The sequence below is a fragment of the Amycolatopsis sp. NPDC004747 genome (assembly GCF_053601335.1).
Window position 1 is genome coordinate 1 of sequence record NZ_JBSGBQ010000050.1, and the last position, 19258, is coordinate 19258.

Annotated in this window: 21 protein-coding genes; 12 read left to right on the forward strand and 9 right to left on the reverse strand. The window is 71.2% G+C overall.

The window, feature by feature from the left end; translation table 11 throughout:
• Window positions 1-264: 264 nt before the first annotated feature.
• Window positions 265-1083: a methyltransferase domain-containing protein gene (locus ACWEGE_RS43850; RefSeq protein ID WP_449666491.1), complete on the reverse strand. Its 819-nt coding sequence runs from the start codon at window positions 1081-1083 to the stop codon at window positions 265-267.
• Between the two features lie 107 nt (window positions 1084-1190).
• Between ACWEGE_RS43850 and ACWEGE_RS43855 the strand changes: the two genes are divergently transcribed.
• From ACWEGE_RS43855 to ACWEGE_RS43890, 8 genes are all read left to right on the forward strand, one after another.
• Window positions 1191-1988 carry an SGNH/GDSL hydrolase family protein gene (locus ACWEGE_RS43855; protein WP_449666436.1) on the forward strand — a complete coding sequence of 266 codons (798 nt, stop codon included), beginning with the start codon at window positions 1191-1193 and terminating at the stop codon, window positions 1986-1988.
• Complete coding sequence (locus ACWEGE_RS43860; RefSeq protein ID WP_449666437.1) at window positions 1967-2554, forward strand: TetR/AcrR family transcriptional regulator; 588 nt, start codon at window positions 1967-1969, stop codon at window positions 2552-2554. The genes ACWEGE_RS43855 and ACWEGE_RS43860 overlap by 22 nt, the downstream gene beginning before the upstream one ends.
• A gap of 18 nt (window positions 2555-2572) precedes the next feature.
• A complete protein-coding gene (locus ACWEGE_RS43865) occupies window positions 2573-3286 on the forward strand; it encodes a DUF2786 domain-containing protein (RefSeq protein WP_449666438.1) in 714 nt (237 codons plus the stop codon).
• 52 nt (window positions 3287-3338) lie between these two features.
• The gene (locus ACWEGE_RS43870) at window positions 3339-4076 is read left to right on the forward strand and encodes a Long-chain-fatty-acid--CoA ligase (RefSeq protein WP_449666439.1); all 738 of its coding nucleotides are present in this window, start codon (window positions 3339-3341) and stop codon (window positions 4074-4076) included.
• A gap of 55 nt (window positions 4077-4131) precedes the next feature.
• Window positions 4132-4473 (forward strand): ArsR/SmtB family transcription factor, encoded by a 342-nt coding sequence (locus tag ACWEGE_RS43875; RefSeq protein ID WP_449666440.1) that lies wholly within the window; start codon window positions 4132-4134, stop codon window positions 4471-4473.
• The gene (locus tag ACWEGE_RS43880; RefSeq protein WP_449666441.1) at window positions 4470-4706 is read left to right on the forward strand and encodes a hypothetical protein; all 237 of its coding nucleotides are present in this window, start codon (window positions 4470-4472) and stop codon (window positions 4704-4706) included. Before ACWEGE_RS43875 ends, ACWEGE_RS43880 begins: the two co-directional genes overlap by 4 nt.
• Window positions 4707-4824: 118 nt before the next feature.
• The gene (locus tag ACWEGE_RS43885) at window positions 4825-6927 is read left to right on the forward strand and encodes an MMPL family transporter (RefSeq protein ID WP_449666442.1); all 2103 of its coding nucleotides are present in this window, start codon (window positions 4825-4827) and stop codon (window positions 6925-6927) included.
• Between the two features lie 27 nt (window positions 6928-6954).
• Complete coding sequence (locus tag ACWEGE_RS43890; RefSeq protein WP_449666443.1) at window positions 6955-7875, forward strand: DMT family transporter; 921 nt, start codon at window positions 6955-6957, stop codon at window positions 7873-7875.
• Here ACWEGE_RS43890 and ACWEGE_RS43895 read toward each other — a convergent pair.
• The gene (locus ACWEGE_RS43895) at window positions 7818-9953 is read right to left on the reverse strand and encodes a putative bifunctional diguanylate cyclase/phosphodiesterase (RefSeq protein ID WP_449666444.1); all 2136 of its coding nucleotides are present in this window, start codon (window positions 9951-9953) and stop codon (window positions 7818-7820) included. The genes ACWEGE_RS43890 and ACWEGE_RS43895 overlap by 58 nt on opposite strands.
• Window positions 9953-10141: a hypothetical protein gene (locus ACWEGE_RS43900; RefSeq protein ID WP_449666445.1), complete on the reverse strand. Its 189-nt coding sequence runs from the start codon at window positions 10139-10141 to the stop codon at window positions 9953-9955. Before ACWEGE_RS43900 ends, ACWEGE_RS43895 begins: the two co-directional genes overlap by 1 nt.
• A 180-nt stretch (window positions 10142-10321) precedes the next feature.
• Between ACWEGE_RS43900 and ACWEGE_RS43905 the strand changes: the two genes are divergently transcribed.
• On the forward strand, window positions 10322-11620 hold the full coding sequence (locus ACWEGE_RS43905; protein ID WP_449666446.1) for a cytochrome P450: 1299 nt from the start codon (window positions 10322-10324) through the stop codon (window positions 11618-11620).
• Here ACWEGE_RS43905 and ACWEGE_RS43910 read toward each other — a convergent pair.
• On the reverse strand, window positions 11617-12372 hold the full coding sequence (locus ACWEGE_RS43910; protein WP_449666447.1) for a DinB family protein: 756 nt from the start codon (window positions 12370-12372) through the stop codon (window positions 11617-11619). The two genes, ACWEGE_RS43905 and ACWEGE_RS43910, sit on opposite strands and share 4 nt — an antisense overlap.
• A 117-nt stretch (window positions 12373-12489) precedes the next feature.
• Window positions 12490-13398 (reverse strand): helix-turn-helix transcriptional regulator, encoded by a 909-nt coding sequence (locus ACWEGE_RS43915; protein ID WP_449666448.1) that lies wholly within the window; start codon window positions 13396-13398, stop codon window positions 12490-12492.
• Between the two features lie 62 nt (window positions 13399-13460).
• Between ACWEGE_RS43915 and ACWEGE_RS43920 the strand changes: the two genes are divergently transcribed.
• Window positions 13461-14315, forward strand: coding sequence for an SDR family oxidoreductase (locus ACWEGE_RS43920; protein ID WP_449666449.1), 855 nt, complete (start codon window positions 13461-13463; stop codon window positions 14313-14315).
• Here ACWEGE_RS43920 and ACWEGE_RS43925 read toward each other — a convergent pair whose 3' ends face one another.
• Window positions 14316-14792, reverse strand: a complete 477-nt coding sequence (locus ACWEGE_RS43925; RefSeq protein ID WP_449666450.1) for a D-alanyl-D-alanine carboxypeptidase family protein — start codon at window positions 14790-14792, stop codon at window positions 14316-14318.
• Between the two features lie 88 nt (window positions 14793-14880).
• On the opposite strand from ACWEGE_RS43925, the gene ACWEGE_RS43930 reads away from it, so the two are divergent.
• Together ACWEGE_RS43930 and ACWEGE_RS43935 are read left to right on the forward strand one after the other, a co-directional pair.
• Entirely contained in the window at window positions 14881-15558 is a 678-nt protein-coding gene (locus ACWEGE_RS43930; RefSeq protein WP_449666451.1) for a response regulator transcription factor, read from the forward strand.
• 10 nt (window positions 15559-15568) lie between these two features.
• Window positions 15569-16657: a sensor histidine kinase gene (locus ACWEGE_RS43935; RefSeq protein WP_449666492.1), complete on the forward strand. Its 1089-nt coding sequence runs from the start codon at window positions 15569-15571 to the stop codon at window positions 16655-16657.
• Here the strand turns inward: ACWEGE_RS43935 and vanX are convergent.
• Genes vanX through ACWEGE_RS43950 form a run of 3 tightly spaced genes read right to left on the reverse strand, consistent with a single transcriptional unit; the run spans window position 16621 to window position 19209 of the window.
• Entirely contained in the window at window positions 16621-17229 is a 609-nt protein-coding gene (vanX, locus tag ACWEGE_RS43940; RefSeq protein ID WP_449666452.1) for a D-Ala-D-Ala dipeptidase VanX, read from the reverse strand. The genes ACWEGE_RS43935 and vanX overlap by 37 nt on opposite strands.
• Window positions 17226-18242 (reverse strand): D-alanine--(R)-lactate ligase, encoded by a 1017-nt coding sequence (gene vanA / locus ACWEGE_RS43945; RefSeq protein ID WP_449666453.1) that lies wholly within the window; start codon window positions 18240-18242, stop codon window positions 17226-17228. Before vanA ends, vanX begins: the two co-directional genes overlap by 4 nt.
• Entirely contained in the window at window positions 18235-19209 is a 975-nt protein-coding gene (locus tag ACWEGE_RS43950; RefSeq protein WP_449666454.1) for a D-isomer specific 2-hydroxyacid dehydrogenase family protein, read from the reverse strand. The genes vanA and ACWEGE_RS43950 overlap by 8 nt, the downstream gene beginning before the upstream one ends.
• Between the last annotated feature and the right edge of the window lie 49 nt (window positions 19210-19258).

A 19258-nucleotide genomic window follows, 5' to 3' on the forward strand; every position in this document is an offset into this window, starting at 1 on the left:
AACCTACCCACCCACCCGGCGACAACGCAGCAGCCCTCGCGTCGTCAAACGCACCAAACATCGCCACTACGCAACCAAGAAAGCACACCATCACATACACCGAACTGGCACGCATAAAGCTCCTCGACCCCGCCCACTAACTTAGCGGTATTGCCCGTCCGGCGAGGACATCCCTTTCTTCTAAGCCGCGGCAGCAGTGTCCCCCGCCAGCCGCGGCAGAGCGAGGTCTGGTGACGTCGTAGTCGGCTCCCGTTGCAACCGGACTTACGCATCCCTCGTCCCGCCCGGGTCCTTCTCCCAGACCGACACGTGCTTGGTGCTTTCGGCAGTGAACTCCGAGCGGTTCCAGTCCGCCCAGCGGTGTTTCAGGCTCATCCCGGCGATGCGCGCCATGAGGTCCAGCTCGGCCGGCCAGGCGTACCGGAAGGGAATCCGGCGGAACCGCCCGGTCCCGTCCGGTGACACGGTGACGTGGTTCGACGTGAACCGCTGCGTGACCACGTCGTACTGGTCGAACCCGACATAGCCGCCGCCGGCGGCGCCGGGCGCCACCGTGAACGGGACGGTGTCCTGCCCGGGAGGAAGGTGGCGCAGGCCCGGCAAGCCCACCTCGACGAGGAACAACCCGCCCGGCCGCAGGTGCGCGGCCGCATTGCGGAAGACGTCGACCTGCCCATCCTGCGTGGTCACGTTGCCGATGGTGTTGAACACCAGGTAAACCAGGGAGAACCGACCGGCCAGCCGAGTCGTCGTCATATCGCCGATCACCAAGTCGACCGCGTCGCCGCCCGGCTTGCCGTCGATCCGCGCCGCCATCGCCCGGCTCAGCTCGATGCCGCTCACCGGCACACCGCGAGCGGCCAGCGGCGCGGCGATCCGCCCGGTTCCGACGGCGAGCTCGAGCACCGGGCCGTCGGCCAGGTCTTCGAGGACGTCCACCGCCGGCGTCACGACCTCGGGCACGTTCGCACCACCTGGGGCGTCGTAGCCCGCGGCCACGCTCTCGGGGAACCAGCCGTCCGCCGGGTCGTCTCCCGCGTTCGCCGAATCGATCACGGTCGCCGACGCTACGCCCGCGACCATGCGCTCCTCACCCCGTTTTCCGGCGCCGGTGAACCGGACGTAGACACCGTCTACAGAAGTTTGATAGACAGTGTCCACAAGGTGAACCGCGGGTTACGGAGATCGGAATGAGCTACCACCGTTTCGTCGTCCTCGGCGACAGCTGCGCCGAAGGCCTCGACGACCCGTACCCGGATCAGCGCCACTACCGCGGCTGGGCCGACTTCGTCGCCGCGCGGCTCGCGGAAGGCGAGCCGGGCTTCCGCTACGCCAACCTCGCCGTCCGCGGCCGCCGGCTCGACCAGATCGTCCCGGAGCAGATCCCGGCGGCCACGCGGCTGGCACCCGACCTCATCGCGCTCTTCGGCGGCGGCAACGACGTCATGAGCCGCGGCTGGGACGCGCGGACGGTCGCCCGCCGGGTCGACGCCGCCATCCGCGCCTGCACCGGGATCTCGCCCGTGGTCGTCACGTTCACGCTCAGCGACGTCTCCCGGCGGATGCCGCTGGGCAGCCGGATGCGGCCGCGGATCGTCGCGCTCAACGAAGCCATCCGCGAAGCCGCGGTCAGCTACGGGGCGCGGCTCATCGACCTGTGGCCGGACCAGGCCGTCACCGATTCGCGCTACTTCGGCGCGGACCGGCTGCACCTCTCCGCCCACGGCCACCGGCGGCTCGCCGCGTACGTCCTCGCCCGGCTCGGCCTCGACCACGACCCCGCCTGGCTCGCGCCGCTGCCCGGCCCCGCGGCACCCGGCAGCCGGCGCGCCGACCTGCGGTGGCTGGTCCGCGAAGTGCTGCCGGTCGCGGTGACGCGCACGCGCAACCGGCTGATCGGCCGCCAGCCCGGCGACGGCTTCCTCCCGAAGCGCCCCGAACTGCTCCCGATGACCGTGGACGAGGCGTGGGCACCCGGCAACGCCTGATCACGACGGCGGCGGAACTGCTCGCCGACGAAGGCGTCGGCGCGGTCACCCTGCGCGGGATCGCCAAGGCGGCCGGGGTTTCGCACGGCGCACCTCTGCGGCACTTCTCGGGCCGGGCCGAGCTGCTGTCCGCCGTCGCGACCCGCGGGTACGCCGAACTGCTCGCCCGCCGGGAGACACTGCCGGAAACCTCACCGCGGGAGCGGCTCACCGCGGCCTGTCACAGCTACCTCGACTTCGCGCTGACCAACCCGGCGATGTTCGAGCTGATGTTCCGCCGCGACCTGATCGACCCGGCCGACCCGGCGCTCTCGGCCGCGGCGAGCGCGGTGTTCGACACCTTCGCCGTGCTGGTGGCGGCGGTGCCGACGCCGGTCGCGCGGTCCGGTGCCGACCTGCGGCTGGTCGCCGCGTCGCTGTGGGCGGCGCTGCACGGCCTGGCCCAGCTGTGGCTGTGGGGCGGCCTGGCGGACGCGAGCTTCGCGCCGTCTCCCGAAGCGGCGCTGGCCGTCACGCTCGACGCGTACCTCGACACGCCGACCCGGTCCACGCGCCCGAACACCTGATCGAATACCCTCTCCGGCATGACCGAGTCAGACCCGCAGCTCGAGCGCATCCGCAAGCTGCTGGCGAAGGCCGAAGACCCGGCGGTCACCGAGGCGGAAGCTGAGGCGTACAACCAGAAGGCCGCCGAGCTGGTCGCGCGTTACGGCATCGACCAGGCGATGCTCGCCGCGTCCGGTGCCAGTTCCGACGAGATCGGCACGCTGACGATCCCGATGGACGACCCGTACAGCCGCGACAAGGCGAGCCTGCTCACCTCGGTCGCGTACCCGCTGCGCTGCCGGACGCTGCTGCACCGGCTCGGCCAGAAGGTCGAAAGCGTCACGGTGTTCGGGTTCCGCTCCGATCTCGGCCGGGTGGAGCTGCTGTTCACCAGCCTGCTGCTGCAGGCGGGCACCCAGCTGACCCGCGTCCGGCCGGGCGGGTTCTTCCCCGGCGAGTCACTGGCCGCGTACCGGCGCACGTGGCTGCACGGCTTCGCCCGCGCGGTGCACGAACGGCTGTCCCACGCCGAACAGGAAGCCGTCCGCACGGCGGTACAGGGCTCGGCGGAGCTGGTCGTCCGAGACCGCGCGCAGATGGTGCAGCACGCGTTCGACTCCGAGTACGGCGACCTGCGCGCCGCCTCGCCCAGAAGACTCAGCGGCAGCGGCTACCTCGACGGCCACGACGCCGGCACCCGGGCGAACCTCGACCCGGCCGCGCTGACGCGGCGCCGCAAAGCCCTGCGCTGAGTCGCCCGGTTGCCGCTATCGCGGCGGTGATCGCTTCCGCTTGTATGGGCGCATGCGCGTCGTCGATCTTGCCGGCCACCCCGACCTCCTCGACTCCGCACTGAGCCTCGGCGACGTCGGCGGCCAGTTCATCTACCAGGGCGCCAGCGGCCGGATGATCACCGGCGAGCGCTTCCTGCGGCACTGGGCGCGCTACTTCCTGATCGCACTGGACGAAGACGGCACGCCGATGGCCCGCGCCCTGTCGGTCCCGCTGGCGTTCCCGGCGCCGGACCGCACCGAACTGCCGGACCACGGCTGGGACCAGGCGATCGAGTGGGCGGCCCAGGACGTCATGGACGGCCGCGCGCCGAACGCGTTGTGCGCACTGGAAGTCGTCATCGCGCCGCACCTGCGCGGCACCGGCCTGTCGGCCCCGATGCTCAAGGCGCTGAAGGCCCGCGCGGCGGAAGACGGGCTGCGGAAGCTGATCGTCTCGGTCCGCCCGATCGGCAAGGAGGCCGAGCCGGCGGTCCCGATGCCGGAGTACGCGGCCCGCCGCCGTCCCGACGGCCTCCTGGCCGACCGCTGGCTGCGCACCCACGAGCGGCTCGGCGCCCGCGTGGTGAAGGTGTGCCCGTTCGCGGTGACGCTGGCGGGGTCACTCGCGGACTGGCGCGACTGGACGGGCGTGAAGCTCCAGGACGGCGAGAACTTCATCCCGGGCGGCATCGCCCCGGTCCACGCCTCGACCGGCCACGACGTGGCGACCTACGTCGAGCCGAACGTGTGGATGGAACACCCGATGTGATCTCCGGGATCGCCCTGATGGCGTCCCGGCACCCCACCTGCTAACTTTTGTTGGCATGTGGACGACGGGTGACGAGCTCCTGCGGCAGCTGGGCGCCCTCGGCAACCCGCACCGGCTGCGGATCGTCGCGGCCCTGCACGCGGAACGCACCTACGTCAGCAAGCTGGCCCGCGAGCTGCGGATCAGCCGCGCGCTGCTGCAGGTCCACCTGCGCAAGCTCGAAGCCGCCGGCCTGGTCAGCGCCAGCTTCGAGGTCGGCGAGGACGGCAAGACGCTGCGGTTCTACGAGCTCACCCCGTTCTCCGTCGTGCTGACGCCGGAGGCGATCGCGGCCGCCGTGCCGACGCTGACCACACCGGAGTCCGTCCAGGGGGACGGCGAGGAGGGACGGACATGAACTGGCACCAGTGGCAGGAAATCATCGGCGTGACCGGGGTCTTCGCCCTGCTGTCGATCGCGGTCGTGCAGCTGGCCTCGACCTGGCGGGCCAAGGCGAAACTGGCCCGCGAGAGCGAATACCGCAGCCTGGCCGAGAAAGCCGTCCGGACGCAGGAAGAGACCGAGCGGCAGCTCAAGGACGTCCAGGAGCGCCTGCGGTCCATCGAACGCGTGCTCAAGGAGGTCGACTGACCTGACCCAAGGCCCTGGGCCGCCGAGCGGCAACTCGGCGGCCCAGGAAGAAGAAGCACCCCACTCGCCCGGAGGCGAGCTCTTCTCGGATCACTCCTTCACGGAAGGACCTTAGTTCATGCTGCCCGCAAAACCGCCGGTGGTCGAAACCGTCACGAACTGGTCGCTGCGGCACCGCGCCGCCGCGATCCTCGGCTGGCTGGCGCTCGTCGCGCTGGCGTGGGCCCTCGGCACCTTCGTCCCCGGCACCGACGCGCGGTCGAGCCCCGCCGGCGACGCCGGCACCGGCCAAGCCGTCCTCGACCGCCAGTCCACCCGCGAACCCTTCTGGGAAAACGTCCTCGTCCAGCCGCTGTCCCCCGCGGTCACGGCCGACCTCACGACCACGTTGACGACGTCGGGCGCGGCCGCGGACATCCGCTCCGAGGTCTCCGCCGACGGCCGGTCCGAACTGGTCACCTTCCGGATCACCGGCAGTGGCACCGAAATCCGGGCCCACCTGACGACGGCGACCGCGGCGGTCGAAAGTGTCGCCGCCCGGCACCCCGGCGTCCGGCTGGCCCAGGCCGGCGACCTCAGCGTGTCCGGCGCGGTGGACAAGAGCATCAAGGAGGACATCGGCCGCTCGGAGGCGCGCTCGCTGCCGATCACCCTGCTGATCCTGCTGGTCGTGTTCGGCTCGCTGGTCGCGGCCGCGGTCCCGGTCCTGCTGGCGGGCACCGCGGTGGCCGCCGGCTTCGGCTTCCTGTCCGTTGTGGACAACTGGATCCCGGTCAACAGCGCGACTTCCGCGATGACGCTGCTGATCGGCATGGCGGTCGGCGTCGACTACTCGCTGTTCTTCCTGCGCCGGGTCCGCGAGGAACGCGCGCACGGCGGGCACGCATCGATCCGGATCGCCGCGCGGACGTCCGGGCACGTCGTCGTCGTGTCCGGGCTGACCGTCGTGCTGTGCGTGACCGGCCTGCTCTTCACCGGCCTCGACAACCTCCGCGGCCTGACGGTGAGCACGGTCCTCGTCGTCGCACTGGCCGTGACGGCCGCGGTGACGGTGCTGCCGGCGACGCTCTCGCTGCTCGGCCCCCGCATCGACCGCGGCCGCATCCCGTGGCCGGGCCGTCGCCGGACGCGCTCGGCGTTCTGGGCGGGCGTCGCGACCACCGTCACCCGGCGGCCCACGCTCTGGAGCGGGCTCGCCACCGCGCTGCTCGTGCTGCTCACCTTGCCCGCACTGGGGATGCGGCTGCAGGACCCGGCGCCGACCGAGAGCCTGCCGCGCAGCATTCCGGTGATCGACGCGGCCGTGCGCGTGCAGGAAGCGTTTCCCGGGGTGACCATGCCCGCGCACGTCGTCCTGTGGAACACCCGCGGCGGCCCGGTCGACACGCCCGCGCTGCGCCGGGCGATCGGCGAACTCGCCGCGGAAGTCCCGCGCCCGGCCGTCGTCGTCCCGGTGGACCAGGCCCTCGTCGTCCGGATCCCGCTGGGCGGCACCGGAAACGACGAAACGGCGAGCCGCACCCTCACGGCGTTGCGCGAAACCCTGCTGCCGCAAACGGTCGGGCGGATCGACGGCGTCGGCTACGCGGTCGCGGGCCGGACCGCCGAAGCACACGACTTCACCGCGCAGGTGATCGCCAGGGCGCCGTACGTCGTCGGGTTCATCCTGCTGCTCGCGTTCGTGCTGCTGCTCGTGGTGTTCCGGTCGGTCGCGGTGCCGGTGGTGTCGATCCTGCTCAACCTGCTGTCCGCCGGCGCGGCCTACGGCGTACTCACCCTCGTGTTCCAGGACGGCTTCCTCGCGCCACTGCTGGGTTTCACCCCTTACGGCGGGGTGCTCGGCTGGCTGCCGGTGTTCCTCTTCGTGCTGCTGTTCGGGCTGAGCACCGACTACCACGTGTTCATCCTCAGCCGGATCCGCGAACGGCGGCTGTCCGGCGCTCCGGCGCGGCAGGCGGTCGTCGAGGGCACCGCGAGCAGTTCCGGCGTGGTGACGAGTGCCGCGCTGATCATGACCGGGGTGTTCAGCGTCTTCCTCAGCCTCGCCGCGATCGAGTACAAGATGCTCGGCCTCGGCATGGCGTTCGCGATCCTGCTCGACGCGACGATCGTCCGGGGCGTCCTGCTGCCCGCCGCACTGGCGCTGTTCGGCGACCGGCTCTGGCGCGGCCAGGTTGTAGAAACCCTTAAAGCTCCATCCAGAACTCTTCACTTGTCCTGACAGATCTCCTTCGGCACCGTTGATCGCATGAACGGTGGACGGGGCGCCTCGGCCCGCATGGTGGTCCTGGCCCTGCTGTGGGGCTCGGGTTTCCTCTGGATCAAGCTGGCGCTGACCGGGCTGAGCCCCGTCCACCTCACGCTCGTCCGCTGCGCCCTCGGCGCGCTGACGCTGCTGGGCCTGGCGTTCGCCGCCCGGCAGCGGCTGCCGCGGGACCGGGCCACCTGGGGCCGGCTGGTCGTCGCCGCGTTCTTCTGCAACGCCCTGCCGTTCGCGTTGTTCGGCATCGGGGAACGCACGGTCGACTCCGGGATCGCCGGGGTCATGAACGCCACCACTCCACTGTGGTCACTCCTGATCGGCGTCGCGCTCGGCACCGAACGGCGGCTCAACCGCGTACGGCTCGCCGGGCTGGTCCTCGGCTTCGCCGGCGTCCTGGTGATCTTCGCGCCGTGGCAGCAGTCCGGCCTGCTGAGCACGGGTGCACTGGCCCTGCTCGGCGCCGGGCTCAGCTACGCGATCGCGTTCGCCTACATGGCACGGAAGCTACCGCCGAACGGTGCTCCGCTCGCCCTTTCGGCCGCGCAGCTGATGACGGCGACCGCGCTTACCGCCCTCGCCCTGCCGGTCGCCACCACGGCACCGCACCTGACGCTCACCGCCGTCGCCGCCGTGGCGGTCCTCGGTGTCTTCGGCACCGGGATCACGTTCTACCTGAACTACCGGATCCTCGCCGACGAAGGCCCGACCGCCGCGGCGACCGTCGGCTACCTGCTGCCGGTGGTGTCGGTCGGGCTCGGCGCGCTCTTCCTCGGCGAACCGCTGACGCTGCGGGTCGTCGGCGGCATGGCGGTCGTGCTGGTCGCCGTCGGGCTGACCCGGTGGCAGCCTCAGGTGCCGGCGAACTGCCCGGCGAGCTCGGCCGGGGGCCTGGCCACCCCGAAGTAGTCGCCGGTCGCCAGGTCCGCGCCGGCCGTACGCCACCAGTCCGCCTGGTCCTCGGTGTGGATGCCGTCGACGACGAGGGTCGCGCCGACCTGCCGGACCAGCGGCACCAGGGCGCCGAGGAACGTCGAATCCGACCACGCCTGCCACTCCGCGAGCCGCCGGTCGACGCGCACGATGTCCACCGGCAGGTCCTCGATCGCCCGCAGGTCGTCCGGCCCCAGCCCGAAGTCGTCGAGCATGACGTGGACGCCGAGGTCGGCCAGCGCCATGACGTTCTCCATGACGCCGGACACCGGGAGCGCCCCGGCCGGGACGCCGAGCATCAGCTGCCCCGGCGGCAGGCCGGTGTCCCGCAGCAACCTCGTCACGCGCGTGCCGAGTGCGTCGTCCGAGACCTGGTGCCCGGTCAGGCCGGCGACCATCGGAAGACGGAAGTCCGCGCGCTGCCGCCACCATTCGCCCTGCCGGGCGCTCGCGCGCAGCAGCCAGTCGCCGAGCGGCAGCATGAGCCCGGTCGACTCGGCGAGCTCGACGCAGCACTCGTGCGAAAGCGCCGTGTCGTCCGGCCGGTTCCAGTGCAGGCGGGCTTCGACACCGGCGGCTCCGCCGTCCGCCAGCCGGGCCATCGGCCGGTACCGCACGCCGATCTCGCCGTGTTCCCAGGCGCCGGCCATGCCGACGGCCCGCGCCTGGGTCCGCCGGTCGTGGGCGTCGGCCTCGCGGTCGAACATCTTCCACTGGCCGCGCCGCCGCTCCTTGGCGCGCCGCAGGGTCTGGTCGGCCTGGCGCAGCAGTTCCAGCGGGTCGATGCCCTTGGCCGGCCGGTGCACCACCCCGGCGCTGGCCGACAGCGCGAGCCCGTGGCCGTCGACGAAGAACGGCTCGGCGAGCTCGTCGTTGATCGCGCGCACGATGGTGTCGATGTCCGGCGTCGACTCGGTGTTCTCGATGAGGATGCCGAACTCGTCGCTGTGGAACCGCGCGATCATGGCCTTTTCGCGGGTCATCACCGCCTTGAGCCGCTGCGCGAAGTGCACCAGCAGCTGCTCGCCGACCCGGCGGCCGAGGCTGTTGCAGACCATGCCGAAGGCGTCGAGGTCGACGTGGAACAGCGTGACCCCGTAGGCCGGGTCGGCGCGCCGCAGCGCCGTCTCCAGGTGGGTGCCGAAGTACTGGCGGTTCGGCAGCCCGGTGAGGACGTCGTGCAGCGCCTGGCGGCTCAGCTCGCCCTGCAGGAGCATCAGCTCGGTGCCGTCCTCGATCACCACGACGAAGTGGGCCGGCCGGTCTTCGGCGTCTCTCAGCAGCGAGGCGGTGAGCGAGATGCGGACGACGTCACCGTCCTTGCGCAGCAGCCGCTCCGACTGCCGGATCCGTTCCTTGCCGCCGTCCAGCAGCGCCATCATCGCGGCGCGCAGGACCCCGACGGACTCGGGGTGGACGACGTCGTAGAGCACCGAGCCGGCCAGCTCGCCCACCGGGTGCCCGAGCATCTCGGCCAGTGCGGCGTTGGCCCGCACGATCCGGCCGTCGAGCGCGACGACGGCGATGCCGCTCGCCGACGACGTCACCACCTCTTCGAAGCGGGCTTCGCTCTGCCGGAGGTTCCACTGCGCGTCCCGCACCGCCTTGAGCAGCGACAGGTGCATGATCTCCTGCTGGTCGAGGACACTGCGTTCGTGCGCGAGCAGGAAGCCGCACGACAGCGCGCCCAGCGCCGCCACGACCCGGTCGGGCGCGGCTTTCACCGCCTGGAACTCGGGCAGCGCGGGCAGGCCTTTGCCGAGGACTTCGAGCGTGCACCGCAGCCCGGGCTCGCCGACGTAGCCGAGCGCGACCAGCCGCGCGCCGATCCGCTCGGCCGGGGCCAGGTCCGGCGGCGCGTGGTGCAAGGAACAGCAGAGCGTGTCCAGCAGCTCGCCGAGCTCCGCGTCGAGTTCCTCCCGGCTCAGCGACACCACGGTCACGCCGCTGAGCAGGTACGCCCACTTCCGGGCGAGCCGGGTCCGCCCGTGGCCCGCGTCGGGTGCCGGCTGGTCCGGCTGGGGTTCGGTCATCGGCATGGGGGAGGTCCGCATCAGCTCTCGCGGCCGGTTCCGGCGTTCGTCGCATCGCGGGCGGCCGTTCCGGCTTCGACGATATCGATTCCGGCGAAAACCGGGAAAACCCCGGTGCGCGTTCGCGAGACTCCCCGAGCGGGACCGCACACGACGGCCGGCACGAAGATATCGACACCCGGTGGAGCCCATTCCGGTGATCGCGTCACGAACAACACCTTCTCAGTTCAGTCGGACCGGAAAGAGCTTAGCGATTCGCCGCTGTCCGGCTACTGGGCCATCCGCGTGAGGCCGTACCACCCGATCGGGCACTGTCCCGTTCGACCGGACGCGCCTACCGTGAGCCGTCTCCTTGGGAAATCCACACAATGGCGCAACGAGGAGTATGCATGAGCGTCCCGGTCGCCCCGGGCCGGTGGCCTTTTCTCGGGCACACTCCGGCACTCATCCGGCAACGCTTCGCATTCACCGATACCTTGCCGAGGCACGGCGAGATCGTGCGGCTCTATCTCGGCCCGGAACCCGTCTACTTCGTCACGAGCCCGCGGTTGGCCCACGAAGTGCTGGTCAACGACGGTCCGAAGTTCCGCAAAGGCGCCATGTTCGACAAGTTCCGGCCGTTCGTCGGAAATGGCTTGGTGCTTTCGAACGGCGACTTCCACCTGCGGCAGCGCCGGCTGATGCAACCGGCGTTCCACCGCGACCGCCTGGCCGCGTACGCGGAGATCATGCGGCGCGCGGCGGCGGAGACGAGCGGTTCGTGGCGAGCGGGCGAAGTGCGCGAGATCGACGACGACATGCAGAGCCTCGCGGTGACGATCGTCGGCGAAGCGCTGTTTTCCACCGAGCTGGGAAAAGCGGCGATCGCCGAAGCCCGCCGCTCGATTTACGTGATCATCCAGCAGGGAATGATTCGCGCGTTGTCGCCGAAGTTCGTCGAAAAGCTCCCGGTGCCCGGGAACCGCCGGTTCGACGAGGCGATCGCCCGGATGCAGGGAATCGTCATCGAGGTGATCCGCGACTGGCGGCGCGAAGGCACCGACCGCGGCGACCTGCTTTCGACGTTGCTGCTGGCCGGCATGACCGACGAGCAGGCGCGCGACGAAGTGCTCACGCTGCTGACGGCGGGCATCGAGACGACGGCACTGGCGCTGGCCTGGACGTTCCACGAGCTCGGCCGCAACCCGGACATCGAGGCGCGGGTGCACGCCGAACTCGACGACGTGCTGGCCGGCCGCCCGGTCACCGTCGAAGACCTCCCCCGGCTGACCTACGTCCGGCAGGTGGTCGACGAGGTCCTGCGCCGGTACCCGCTCTGGATGCTGATGCGCCGCACCCTCACCGAAGTCGACCTCGGCGGCGTCCGCCTGCCGGAGGGCACCGAGGTGATCGTCAGCCCCCACACGCTCCACCACGACCCGGCGTCCTTCACCGACCCCGGCCGATTCGACCCGGACCGCTGGTCACCGGAACGGGCGCCCGGGATCCCGAAGGGCGCGTTCGTCCCGTTCGGCGCGGGCACCCGCCAGTGCATCGGCAACCGCTTCGCCCAGAACGAGATCGTGATCACCCTGGCCACGGTGGCCGCCCGCTGGCGGCTGATCCCGGTTCCGGGCAAGCAGGTCCGGGTGAAGTTCACCTCGGCCGCGTACCCCGACAGCCTGCCGATGACCGTGGTGCCCCGCTAGGCCCGCGCCTCCAGCACCGCGAGGTCCCGCACGGCGTAGCGGTGGTGTTCGGCTTCTTCCTTCAGCACGACCTTGAGGCACCGGCGCACGACGTACTCCTGTTCTGGATACGGGTCGGCCGGCTTGCGCCCGCACACCCGGTCGAGCTCGGCCGCGGTGAGCCCGTCGACGACCCGGCGCATCGCGGCCATGCGGGCGAGCCGGGGCGCGAGCACCTCGTCGAGCGTCGGGGTGGCTTCGAGGGTGAGGCCGAGCTTCGCCGCCTCCTCGGGCGCCGTCCCGCCGGCGGGGAGGCCCAGCGGGTGGTACGGCGCTTCCTCCTCGAGCACGGCGTTGCCGAGCCAGGCATCGCCGGCGAACAGCAGGTGCCGCTGGGTCTCGACGAACGACCACTCGCCGTCGACCTGCTCGTGCATTGCGGCCTCGGGCAGCAGCCTCGCCCGCTCGAGCGTCGCGTCCCACAGCTCCTCGACGGCGTCCCAAGCGGCCCGGTACTCCTGGGCTGAGGCGGCAGCCCGTGCCAGCACCCGCGCGGGATGCCGCCGGTCGAGCTCGGCCTCGACGTAAGCGGTCACGTCGACGTCGTTGACGACGACCCGCGCGAAGTCACCACCGAGGTGGACGTCACCGCCGTAGCAGTCGACGATCTTCAGGCCGCTCACCTCGCAGTCGCGGATCTCGAGGCCGGCGAGGTCGCACAGGTGGATGCGGGCACCGCGAAACTGGTCGCTCTGGGTGTGTTCGGAAACCATCGGAGCAGTCTCCTGCATCGACGGCCATCCTCACCAGCCGCCGCGTATCGGCTGACGCCGGCGCGAATGTCCACAAAGGACTTGGTCGACCCTTCCGGCGTACGGACAACCCGAGGGTCAGCCGAGCCGCCGCCGGAGTGTGGCGAGCGCGGCGTCGAGCTCGGGCGTGGACTCCTCGACCACGAAGTCCGCGTCCAGCATCAGCAGGTTGAGCGCGAGCGCGCGCGGTGACTCCCCGGTCGCGTGCACGCGACAGCGCTCGGCGTCCACCAGTTCGACGGGCACGCTCGACGGCAGCCTGGCCGTGATCTCCGCAGCCGGTGCGTCGACCAGGACGACGGCGCGGTGGCGGGCGAAAACGGAGTCGATGCCGCGCACCACGTCGGCCGCGGACGGCGCTTCGCGCGGGACGAACCTCGCCCCCTCCGGGCGCTTCACGGCCATCCGGTCCAGGCGGAACTGCCGCCAGCCATCGCGGGCCGGGTCGAAGGCAACGAGGTACCACCGCCGCCCCACCTGGACGACGCGGTGCGGTTCCACCTCTCGAAGAGCCCCCTGGTGGGCGAACCGGACCCGGCGGTGGTCGCGGCAGGCACCGGCGAGGAAGACCAGCAGCTCGGGGTCGACGCCGCCGGGCGCTCGTGCGGCCTCCGTGTACTGACGCAGGGCCGAGACCCGTCCCCGCAGCCGCCGCGGCAGCACCTGTTCGAGCTTCACCAGTGCGGTGCCCGCGGCTTCGCCCAGTTCGGCGCTGCCGGTGGCCGTCCGCAAGGCGATCAGAGCGGCCACGGCCTCGTCGTCGTCGAGCTGCAACGGCGGCATGGACGTCCCGGCACGCAGCCGGTAGCCACCGGCGACCCCGGGGATCGCCTCGACGGGATAGCCGAGGTCGCGCAGCTTCCGGATGTCGTAGCGCACGGTCCGGGGGCTGACCTCGAGCCGCTCGGCCAGTTCCGCGCCGGTCCACGACGGGCGGGTCTGCAGCAGGGTCAGCAACGCCAGCAGGCGGGACGTCGGATTCGGCATGGCTCCACAGTGCCCCGGATTGAGGCAAGGATCTTGCCGCAATAGCCCGCACCATGGGTTTCATGACCACGAACCCCAAGACCGTTCTCCTCACCGGCGCCACCGGTACCGTCGGCCGCCACCTGGTCGGTGAACTGCTCGCCGGCGGGCACCGGGTGCGGGCGCTGACCCGCTCGCCCGAAGCGGCCGGCCTGCCCGCGGAGGTGGAGCTGGTCGCCGGCGACCTGGCCGCGGTGCCGCCGGAGAGCCTGTTCGACGGCGTCGACAGCGCCTTCGTCTTCCCGGTCGCGGAGGTGGCCGGCTTCGTCAAGGCGGCCGCGGCCGCGGGAGTGGCGCACCTGGTGCTGCTCTCCTCGCTCGCCGCCGCCCTCGAACACGAGCGGGACCGCGGGTCGGCCAGCCAGGTGCACCACGCCGCGATCGAGGACGCCGTCCGTGCCGGCGGAACGAGCTGGACGATCCTGCGGCCCGGGACCTTCGCCGGCAACCTGCTGTCCTGGGCCCGGCCGATCCGGTTCACCGGCGGCGTCCGCGGACCGTACCCGACGTCCGCGCAGGCCCCGATCCACGAGGCCGACATCGCCGCCGTCGCCGCGGTGGCGCTCACCGAGCCCGGCCACGCGGGCCAGCACTACGCCATGACCGGCCCGCAGGTCCTGACCCGGGTCGAGCAGCTCGCCGCGATCGGCGCGGCCATCGGCCGGGAGCTGCACTTCACCGAGACCACCCCGGACGAGTTCCGCACCGAAATGCGCTCCTACGGCGTCGGCGACGACATCGTCAAGATGCTCCTCGACCACTGGTCGGACACGGTCGAGACGCCCGACGTGGTGCGGCCGGCCGTGCGGGAGCTGACCGGCCGGCCCGCACGCACGCTCGCGGAATGGGCGCGTGACCACGCGGCGGACTTCGCGTGATCACCGCGTCCGCGGATCCTGCGACGGATCGGCGTACATCGGCGGGCACCCGTGTTCGGCGGCTTCGGGCCGCAGCTCGTAGTGCCACGGTTCGTTGCGGTAGATCTGGCACAGCCCGTACCGGGCGCCGTGCTCGGCCAGCCACTTCCGGGCCGCGGGCGGGCCGACGTCGACCGCCTGTCCCCGGACGTGCGCGGACTTGTCGGCGGTGGTCACCCAGCGGGCCGCTTCGGCTTCCGAGCCGTGCTTCGCGATCTCCTGTCGGCGGAGCTGTTCCTGGTATGCCCAGGAGCGCCAGCCGCCGTTGACGACGAAGGCCACCCCGTCGGCAGCGGCGTCCGCCGCGGCCCGGCGCAGGGCGTCGAGCAGGGCCGGATCGAGGTTGGCCACGGCCGGGGACTCGTCGTCGAAGACCGGCAGGCCGTCCGGGACGGCGCCGTGTCCGCGGCCGAGGGACGTGCGTTGGCTGGAGGTCATGGCGGCCAGTCAAGGCGGCGCGGTGTTGCCGGCACGTACGTGCTTTCCGATATGCGGCCGATATGCACCCGCTCGTAGCATCGGCGGAGTGCGTGTCTTGATCGTCGAGGACGAGCCCTACCTGGCCGACGCCATCCGTGACGGCCTCCGGCTGGAGGCCATCGCGGCGGACACCGCAGGCGACGGCGACACCGCGCTGGAGCTGCTGAGCGTCAACACCTACGACATCGCCGTCCTGGACCGCGACATCCCCGGCCCGTCCGGCGACGAGATCGCCCGGCACATCGTCGCCTCCGGGAGCGGCCTGCCGATCCTGATGCTCACCGCCGCCGACCGGCTCGACGACAAGGCCACCGGCTTCGGCCTCGGTGCCGACGACTACCTCACGAAGCCGTTCGAACTCCGGGAACTCGTGCTCCGGCTCCGCGCCCTCGACCGGCGGCGGGCGCACAACCGGCCGCCGGTGCACGAAATCGCCGGGCTGCGGCTGGACCCGTTCCGCCGCGAGGTCTACCGCGACGGCAAGTACGTGGCCCTGACGCGCAAGCAGTTCGCGGTGCTCGAAGTGCTCGTCGCGGCCGGCGGCGGGGTGATCAGCGCCGAGGAACTGCTGGAGCGGGCCTGGGACGAGAACGCGGACCCGTTCACCAACGCCGTGCGCATCACGGTTTCCGTGCTGCGCAAGCGGCTCGGCGAGCCCGGGATCATCGCGACCGTGCCCGGTGTCGGCTACCGCATCGACACCGGGGACGAGGACCGTGGCTAGGGAGCCGGGACTGAGCGCCCGGCTCAAGCTCACCCTCAGCTACGCCGGGTTCGTCATGCTCGCGGGCGTCCTCCTGATGGGCGCGGTGCTGGCCTTCTACCTGTACTTCCTGCCCAACGGCTGGATCATCACCGAGGGCAACTTCTGGATCAACCGCTCGCGCCTGGTTCGCGCGTTCGTGCCGTTCATGGCGGTCGTGATCGTCTTCCTGCTGGTGTTCGGGCTGCTGGGCGGGTGGCTCCTCGCCGGCCGGATGCTCGCCCCGCTGACGCGCATCACCGACGCCACCCGCATCGCGGCGGACGGCTCGCTCTCCCACCGCATCCGGCTGCCCGGCCGGGCCGACGAGTTCCGCGAGCTCGCCGACGCCTTCGACACCATGCTCGCCCGGCTCGAGACGCACGTCGCCGAGCAGCGCCGGTTCGCCGCCAACGCGTCCCACGAACTGCGCACGCCGCTGGCGATCACGCAGAGCCTGCTCGACGTCGCCCGCAACGATCCCGAGCGCGGCACCGACGAACTCGACGAACGCCTCCGCGTGGTCAACGCGCGGGCGATCGAACTCACCGAAGCCCTGCTGCTGCTCAGCCGCGCCGAGCAGCGGGCCTTCAGCCGCGACCGCGTCGACCTGTCCCTGGTGGCGGAGGAAGCCGCCGAAACGCTGCTGCCCCTCGCCGAGAAGCGGGGCGTCGCCGTCGAGACGTCCGGCGACGCCGCGCACGCCCTCGGCTCCCCGGCGCTCCTGCTGCAGCTGACGACGAACCTGGTGCACAACGCGATCGTCCACAACCTGCCCGAGCGGGGCGCGGTGCGGGCCACGACCGGCGTCGAGCCGGGGGCGGTGGTGCTCACCGTCGAAAACACCGGTGAACACCTCGCGCCGTCCTTGGTCGCCACCCTCGCCGAGCCGTTCCAGCGCGGCACCGAGCGCATCCGCACCGACCAGGCGGGGGTCGGTCTCGGCCTGGCCATCGTCAAGAGCATCACCCAGGCCCACGACGGAACGCTCACCCTCACGCCCCGGCCGGAGGGCGGCCTCCGCGTCACCGTCCGGCTGCCCGGCTACCCGACGGGGAAGTCGAAGTACGTGTCCGGGTAGGGCTCGTCCTTCAGGCCGTAGTGCCACCATTCGCGCTCGTAGGCGGCGAACCCGCAGTCCTCCATGATGGACCGCAGGTAGCGGCGGTTCCCCGCTTCCAGGCGGGAGATCCCGCGGGCGTCGTGGTGCGAGATCGGGTCCATCAAGTCGTGGCCGCCGCCCATCGAAGCGAGCTCGCCGGTGACCAGGTGGTAGAGCGTCAGGTCGACGGTGCTGCCCCGGGTGTGGCCGGACTTGGCCGCCACGTACCCCTTGGCGAACATCGCGGCCCGGTCCATGTTCGGGTAGTGCCACAGCTTCGTCCGGCCGTCCTCCGGCTGGTCCACCCAGCGCAGGAAGCAGTCCACGGCGCGTTGCGGGCGGTAGCCGTCCCAGAGCAGCAGGCCGAAGCCGAGGGACGCGGCCTTCTCCTGCGCTTCCGCCAACGCGGCGCACAACGTCTTCGTGCCGGCGATCCGGTTGGCGAGGTAGCCGTCCACCGGTTTGCCGGTGAAGTTGTCCCAGGTGGCGTACTTGGCGTCCCAGCGGATGCCGGGCACCAGCTCGTCCACGAAGGCGAAGTCCTCGTTCACCGGACCGTCCCGGCCACGATCCGGTCGAGCACTTCCGAAAGCGGCAGGCCGGCGGCCGCCATCATCCTCGGGTAGCGGCTGTACGACGTCAGACCGGGCAGGGTGTTGACCTCGTTGAGGACCACGGTGCCGTCGGCGGTGAGGAACATGTCCACCCGGGCCAGTCCCCCGCACCCCAGCGCGCGGTAGATGGCCTTGGCCGTCTCCTGGACGCGGGCGCGGGTTCCGGCCGGGATGTCGGCGGGCACGACGGGCGTCGAGTTCTCGGAGCCGCTCTCGGGTGCGTCCTCCTGGTGGATCCGGAAGAAGCCGTGGGACAGGGCGATCCGGTCCACCTCGCCGGCGAAGAGCTCGGAACCGCGGCCCAGGATCGCGCACCCGACCTCGCTGCCGGCGACGGCCTCCTCGATCAGCACCTTCGAGTCGTACTGCGCAGCGGCCTCGATCGCGGCCGCCAGTTCGTCTTCGCTCGTCACCTTGCTCACGCCGAACGACGAACCCGAACGGGCCGGCTTCACGAAAACGGGGTAGGTGAGCCCGTCGACGCTCTCGCCCGGCAGGACGGTCCGGAAGTTCGGCGTGGCGATACCGGCGCTCGCGGCGACGACGTAGGCCAGGGACTTGTCCATGCACAGCGCCGAACTCTGGACGTCGCAACCGGCGTAGGGAATACCGGCGAGCTCCAGCAGGCCCTGGATCGCGCCGTCCTCGCCGAGCTTGCCGTGCAGCACGGGCAGGACGACGTCCAGGCCGATCGTCTCGTACTTCCCGTCGTCGAGGACCAGCAGACCGGGAACGCCCCGGTCCGGCGACAGAAGGACCGGCCGCCCCGTTTCCCAGCCTTCTTCCGGGCCGTCGCAGAGCTTCCAGGCCCCGTCCTTGGTGATCCCGACCCAGAACGGTTCGTACTTCCCGGCATCGAGGTGCCGCGCGACCTCCCGCGCGGACTTCACGGAAACGGGGTGTTCTTCGGAACAGCCCCCGAAGACGATCCCGACCCTGAGCCTAGCCATGCCGTTCCCCTCTTTCGAATTCCAGGCAGTTGACGATGGAGTTTTCGACGATGTCGCTGAGCGCGTGCTCGGTGAAGTAGGCGGTGTGCGGGCTGACGAGCACGTTCGGCAGTTTCTGCAGCCGCACCAGCAGGTCGCTTCCGACGGGCCGGTTCCGGCAGTCGGCGTAGAAGATGCCGGTTTCCCCTTCGAGGACGTCCAGCGCGGCGCCGCCCAGCCTGCCGCTTTCCAGGGCTTCGACGAGCGCTTCGGTGTCGAGAAGGGCGCCCCGCCCGGTGTTGACGACGTACGAGCCGGCCTTCATCAGCTCGAGCCGCCGCCGGTCCAGGAGGTGGTGCGTCTGGGCGTTGAGCGGCGTGTGCAGCGTGACGATGTCGCTCTGCCGCAGCAGTTCTTCGAGCGGGACGTAGTCGACGTCGTCCCGAGGACGGCTGTCGTGCGCGATCACGCGAGAGCCGAAACCCCGCAACCGTGCGACGACCGCGGCCCCGATCCGTCCCGTTCCGACCACCCCGACGGTGAGATCGCGCAGTTCTTTCCCGCGCACGTCGTGCAGCCGGTAGTCGTGCTCGTCCGCGCGGCGGAGGACGGACTTGGCGTCTCGCAGGAGCATGAGCATCGACATCAGCGTGAAGTCGGCAACGCTGTCCGGCGAATAGGAAACGTTGCCGACGGAAATGCCGACACTCCGCGCGTACCCGACGTCGATGTGGTCGTACCCGACACTCCGCGTGGAGACGTACGCGACACCGACCTGGCTGAGCGCAAGGAGAGTCGCGTTCGCCACGGGCGTCTTGTGCCCCACGCTGACGCACCGGTTCCCGGTGGCGAGGCCGGCGTTGGCCTCGCACACCGGGGTGTCCGTGATGATCGGCGTCACGCCGAAGCGGGGCGCCAGCTCGTGGAACAGCGCAGCCTCGTCGGGTGCGCACCCGTAGACCGCCATCCCGAGTGCCGGTTCGCTCATGCCGCCCAGTCAAGGGAACGCAGCGTTGCCGGCACGTATGCGGTTTTGA